The organism is Jiangella rhizosphaerae (assembly GCF_003579925.1).
Classification (GTDB): Bacteria; Actinomycetota; Actinomycetes; order Jiangellales; family Jiangellaceae; genus Jiangella; species Jiangella rhizosphaerae.
The window spans coordinates 1-5639 of record NZ_QUAL01000336.1 but is presented as its reverse complement, the minus strand read 5'-3'; the positions used below and the strand labels follow the sequence as shown (position 1 = coordinate 5639).

The following is a 5639-nucleotide window of genomic DNA, read 5'->3' as shown; positions in this document are numbered from 1 at the left end:
GCGCCGCCGGTTCGGCGACCCGCCGCCGCCCGGACCCGTCGCCGACCTCGCCGCCGACCCGGTCGCCGGCCTGCGCGCACTCGCCGACGAGCTGCGCACCACCCACGACCGCCTGGTCGGGCCCCACTGGCCGCGCATCCGCGCCGTCCTCGAGGCCGACGTCGCGCACCGGGCCCGGCGGCTGGCCCGCGGGGGAGCGGCCGCCCTCTTCGCCGACCTGCACCCCGACCTGAGCTGGCGCGACGGCCGGCTGCGGCTCGGCGGCGACCGCTGGCGCGAGGACTCCGCCGTCGACCGCGGGCCGGGCGGGCTGGTCCTGATGCCGGTCGTGCTCGGGTCGGCGTACGTGCTGATCAAGCGGCGCACGTCGACCCAGACCACGGTGCGCTACCCGGCCCGCGGCGTCGGCGCGCTGTGGAGCGTGCGGCTCGGCGCCGGCCCGCCCGGCGCGACGGTGCGGCTGCTCGGCCGGGTCCGCGCCGAGCTGCTCGACGCCCTGCGCTCGCCCGCGTCGACCACCGACCTCGCCCGCGCGCTCGGCGTCACGCCCAGCGCCGTCGGCCAGCACCTGCGCGTCCTGCGCGAGAACGGCCTGGTCGAGGGCGAGCGGCACGGCCGGAGCGTCCTCTACCGCATGACGGCGCTCGGTGCGGCATTGCACGACGCCGGCGGCCCGCCGTTGGCACGAGTTGCCGACGCCGGGCGTCCGGGGCCGCCGGTTGAATCGACCGCATGTCCATGATCCGCATCGGCATCGACACCGGCGGCACCTTCACCGACGTCGTCGCCGTCGACGAGGAGACCGGCCGGCAGGCGAGCACGAAGACGCCGTCGACCCCGGCCGATCCCGCCGAGGGGTTCATGGCCGGCGTGCACAAGATCCTGGACCTCCTGGGCGCGCGAGGCTCCGACGTCGCCGCCGTCGTCCACGGCACCACCGTCGCGACCAACCGGCTGCTGGAGGGGAAGGTCGACCACCTCGGGTTCGTCACGACCGAGGGATACGCGCACGTGCTCGAGATCGCCCGGCAGTCGGTGCCGGACGGCTACGGCAACAGCTACTTCTGGGTGAAGCCGCCGCGCATCGTGCCCGCCGACCTCGTCCGGACCGTCGGCGGCCGGCTCGCCTACGACGGCAGCGAGCTGCGCCCGTTCAGTGAGGACGACGCCGTCGCCGCCGCCCGGTTCTTCCGCGACCGCGGCATCACCACCGTCGGCGTCTGCTTCCTGCACTCCTATGCCAACCCCGAGCACGAGCTGCGCATGCGCGACGTCCTCGCGCGGGAGCACCCGGACGCCGTCGTCTCCGTCTCCGCGGAGGTGCTGCGGGAGTACCGCGAGTACGAACGGAGCGTGACGACGCTGGTCGACGCCGCCGTGAAGCCGAGCATCGCGCGGTACGTCGGCACCATCGCCGAGCGGCTGGCCACGCTGGACCCGGCCGGCGAGCGGCCGCCGTTCTACGTCATGAAGTCCAACGGGGGCGTGCTGTCGGCCGACGAGGTGGTCCGGCAGCCGATCTCGACCGTGCTGTCCGGCCCGGCGGCCGGCGCCCTGGGCGCCGCGGTCGTCGCCGAGGCGGCCGGGTTCGGCAGCGTTCTCACGCTCGACGGCGGCGGCACGTCCACGGACGTCGCGGTCGTGGTCGACGGACACCCGGCGCTGACGACGGAGGGCAGCGTCGGCGCCTACCCGAGCAAGATCCCGATGATCGACGTCGTCACCGTCGGCGCCGGCGGCGGGTCGGTCGCCTGGCTCAGCCCGGAGGGGACGCTGAAGGTCGGCCCGCGGTCGGCCGGCGCCGACCCCGGCCCGCTGTGCTACGGCACCGGCGGCACCGAGCCGACCGTCACCGACGCGCACCTGCTGCTCGGCCGCATCCCGCCGCACCTGCTCGGCGGCGAGATCCCGCTGGACGTCGACGCCGCGCGGGCCGGCATCGCGGCCCTCGCGGCGCGGCTCGGACTGACCGCCGAGCGCTGCGCCGCCGGGATCCTGGAGATCTCCGCGTGGAATCAGGCCAACGCGCTGCGCCAGGTCACCGTCACCCGCGGGCTGGACGTGCGCGACTTCCACCTGGTCAGCTTCGGCGGGTCCGGGTCGCTGCTGGCCTGCCGGCTGGCCGACGTGCTCGGGCTGGCCGGCGTGCTGGTGCCGCCGGACCCCGGCAACCTGTCCGCGTTCGGGCTGCTGACGGTCGACGTGCGCAACGACTACGTGCGGACGGCGGTCGCCCGGCACGCGGTGCTCGACCCGGACGCCGTCGGGAAGACCTTCGACGACCTGACGGCGGAGGCGTCGGCGGCGCTGGCGCGCGAGGGGTTCGCCGCCGACCAGCGCAGGTTCCTGCGCACCGCCGACCTGCGCTACTTCGGCCAGGCGTCGGAGGTGCGGGTCGACGTCCCGGACGGCACCGTCACGACGGCGCTCGCGGACGCGGTCGCCGACGCGTTCCACGCCGCCCACCGCCGGCTCTACGGCTACGACTTCGCCGGCGACCCGCGGCAGGAGGTCGAGTGGGTGAACCTGCGGGTCACCGGCGTCGGCCCGATCGCGCGCCCGGCGCTGCGGACGGCACCGCGAGGGACGGGCGCCGTGGCGCGCACCACCCGCCGCGTCGACTTCGGCGACGGCTGGACCGACGCCGCCGTCTACGACCGCGCCGCCCTGGGCGCCGGTGACACCGTCACCGGACCGGCCGTCGTCGAGGAGTTCGGCTCCACCGTCCCGGTCCACCCGGGCTTCCGCGCCGTCGTCGACGCGCACGGCAACCTGCTCATCGCCCGGGAGGCCACCTCATGAGCGCCGACCCGATCCTGGTCGAGATCGTCGAGGGCTACCTGACGTCGGTCGAGAAGGAGGTCGAGACCGCCATCGGGCGCACGTCGCGCTCGCCGATGATCCGCGACGCCCACGACTACCGCGCCGGCATCCACGACCGCAAGCTGCGCAAGCTGACCGGCCGCTCGTACTCCGCGCTCGTCCACCCCATCGTCCGCGACTACCCGATCGAGACGATGCGGCCCGGCGACGTGTTCTTCCACAACGACGTCTACCTGTCCGAGGGCGGCATCGGGCACCTGCCGGACCTGTGCGTCACCGCGCCCGTCTTCCACGAGGGTGAGGTCGTCGCGTTCGTGCAGGCCTTCGGGCATCACGACGACATCGGCGGCACCGTGCCCGGCTCGATGCCGTCGCACGCCACCAGCGTGTTCGAGGAGGGCCTCATGGTCCCGCCGATCCGGCTGTGGGACCAGGGCGTGCCGAACGAGGCCGCGCTGAAGATCATGACCCGCAACTCGCGGATGCCGGAGTCGCTGGCCGCCGACCTCGACGCCGAGTGCGCCGCCTGCCTCATGGGCGCGCGCCGGCTGGCCGAGCTGTTCCAGCGGTACGGCCGCGCCGACGTCGAGGCGTGCTTCGACGCGATCCTCGACAAGACCACCGAGACGTTCCGCCGGGAGATCCTGGCGAAGATCCCCGCGGGCACGTACGTCTGGGAGGACTACGCCGAGCACGACGGCGTCGACCCGCCGAAGCTGCACACGCAGCGGATCACGCTGACCAAGCTCGACGACCGGCTGGTCATCGACTTCGCCGGCACCGGGCCGCAGGCGAAGGGGCCGATCAACCACTGCGGGAACTATGCCGACGGCGCGTTCCTGAAGAAGTGGCTGGCGCCGATCCTGCGCAACCTCGCCGGCTCGCCGGAGCGGATGGCCGAGCTGGAGGTCAACGAGGGCGTCGTTCCGCTGCTCGAGCTGCGCTTCCCGCCGCCCGGCACGCTGCTGACGCCGGTGTTCCCGGCGCCCACGAACGCGCGGACGTTCGTGATCCTGCGGCTGCTCGGCGTGCTGGCCGGAGTCCTGGCCAAGGCCGTCGACGGGCGGATGCCGGCGGACCAGGAGACGATCCGCTACACCGGCGTCTACGGCGACGACCTCGACGGGCGGCCGTACCTCATGCGCGAGGTGCTGGGCGGCGGGTCGGGCGGGCGCTACTACGCCGACGGCGAGGACACCATCCACGTGGTGCCCGACTCGCGGAACCTGCCGACGGAGTTCAGCGAGTCGCGGTTCCCGTTCGTGGTCGAGCGGCTGGGGCTGGCGGTCGACTCCGGCGGGCCGGGCCGGTACCGCGGCGGTCTCGGCTACGAGAAGCACATCCGGATGCTGCGCGACGCGCACTTCATGTCGATCGCGGACCGGTCGATCCTGTCCTGCTGGGGCGTGCGGGGCGGGCGGGCCGGGCGGCCGTTCTCGGTGACGATCGACCCGGGCGGTCCGCACGAGCGCGAGGTCGACGCGCTCGCCGACGCCGAGCCGGTGCGGGCCGGTGAGGTGATCCGCATCCGCACCACCGGCGGCGGTGGCTGGGGCGACCCGCTGGATCGCCCGGTCGACGAGGTGCTGCGCGACGTGCGCTCGCGGAAGGTGTCCGTCGACGGCGCGCGCGACGACTACGGCGTGGTGGTTCTCGGGCCGGTGGACGACCCGGTCGCGGACGAGGCGGCGACGGCCGCGCTGCGGGCCGGATGGCGGGCGGCTCGAACCGGTGACGAGCCGTTCTTCGACCGCGGCCCGGGCTACGCACGACTGGCCGGCGGCGCCTCGTCGGCCGCTGTCGATCACCTCTGATGCGGCTTTAGCGGCAAACCGGACAAAGCCGGTATTGACGACATAGCGTTCGGTAACACATGCTCCCGGTGGTGGCTACCGCGAGATGCCACTACGTCGCTATTCAACCGGGGGGCTGAATGCTGTCGGCAACAAGCGAAGTGGATCATTTCACCCATGGTCTGACGACGCCGGCGATCGGGTACGTGTTCATGGTCATGGCCGCCGTGATCGGGCTCATGTGCACCGTCCGCGCGAGGGAGTCCACCGGCGGCGCAAAGCGCAACTGGTTGATCACCGGTGCGGCGTCGCTGGCCGCGGGGATCTGGACGCTGCACTTCATCGCAATGCTGGGATTCCGGGTTTCCGGTAGCCCGGTGCGCTACAACGTATCGCTCACCTTGATCAGTTTGCTGGTCGCTTTCCTCGTGGTCGGCGGCGGCGTGCTGATGGTCGGTTACGGGAAAGATCGAAATCGCGCCCTGCTGTTCGGCGGGCTCGGCACCGGTATCGGCGTGGCGGCCATGCACTACAGCGGAATGGCCGCGGTGCGGATCGACGGCTCCATCCACTACCGGGCCGACCTCGTCACCGCCTCGCTGGCCATCGCCGTCGCCGCGGCGACCGCGGCGCTCTGGCTGGTGTTCACCATCCGCACCCTCGCCGGCGCGGTCGCCGCGGCGCTGGTCATGGGCATCGCGGTGAGCAGCATGCACTACACGGCCATGGCGGCGGTGTCGGCCGAGGTCGCCGGCACGAGAGACCTGCTTACGGGAGCGACGGCGACGGAGTTCCTCGTACCGTTCACGATCGGTCTCGGCGCGTTGCTGCTGGCCGGGTTCACGGTGATCGCCGTGTCGCCGGTGGAGCTCGGCCCACGCGACGACGGGGACGACGACGTGCCGGCCGAGGAGGAGCGCGAGAACCTGTTCGTGCGGCCGGCGCGCCCGGCGGTGGAGCGGCTCGCGTCGCCCGCTCCCGCGGCGCATCGGCGCGAGCGGCCGCCGGCCGCGCGGCCGGTGC

The 5639-nt window shown here is 73.5% G+C and carries 4 protein-coding genes; all 4 read left to right on the top strand.

Translation table 11 applies throughout. From position 1 onward, the window contains the following. Positions 1–742 (top strand): ArsR/SmtB family transcription factor (locus DY240_RS24375; RefSeq protein WP_147375501.1); only part of this gene is annotated, 742 nt, incomplete at its 5' end. Next, positions 733–2802, top strand: coding sequence for a hydantoinase/oxoprolinase family protein (locus DY240_RS24370; RefSeq protein WP_119662311.1), 2070 nt, complete (start codon positions 733–735; stop codon positions 2800–2802). The genes DY240_RS24375 and DY240_RS24370, both read left to right, overlap by 10 nt. Continuing rightward, positions 2799–4637: a hydantoinase B/oxoprolinase family protein gene (locus tag DY240_RS24365; RefSeq protein WP_119662310.1), complete on the top strand. Its 1839-nt coding sequence runs from the start codon at positions 2799–2801 to the stop codon at positions 4635–4637. Before DY240_RS24370 ends, DY240_RS24365 begins: the two co-directional genes overlap by 4 nt. A 119-nt stretch (positions 4638–4756) precedes the next feature. Then, positions 4757–5639: MHYT domain-containing protein (locus DY240_RS24360; RefSeq protein WP_199702316.1), on the top strand; the 883-nt coding region annotated here is incomplete at its 3' end.

What these genes read in the sequence shown, in the direction of transcription:
- DY240_RS24370 (WP_119662311.1), top strand. Translation starts at nt 733, where the DNA reads ATGTCCATGATCCGCATCGGCATCGACACCGGCGGCACCTTCACCGAC.
- DY240_RS24365 (WP_119662310.1), top strand. Translation starts at nt 2,799, where the DNA reads ATGAGCGCCGACCCGATCCTGGTCGAGATCGTCGAGGGCTACCTGACG.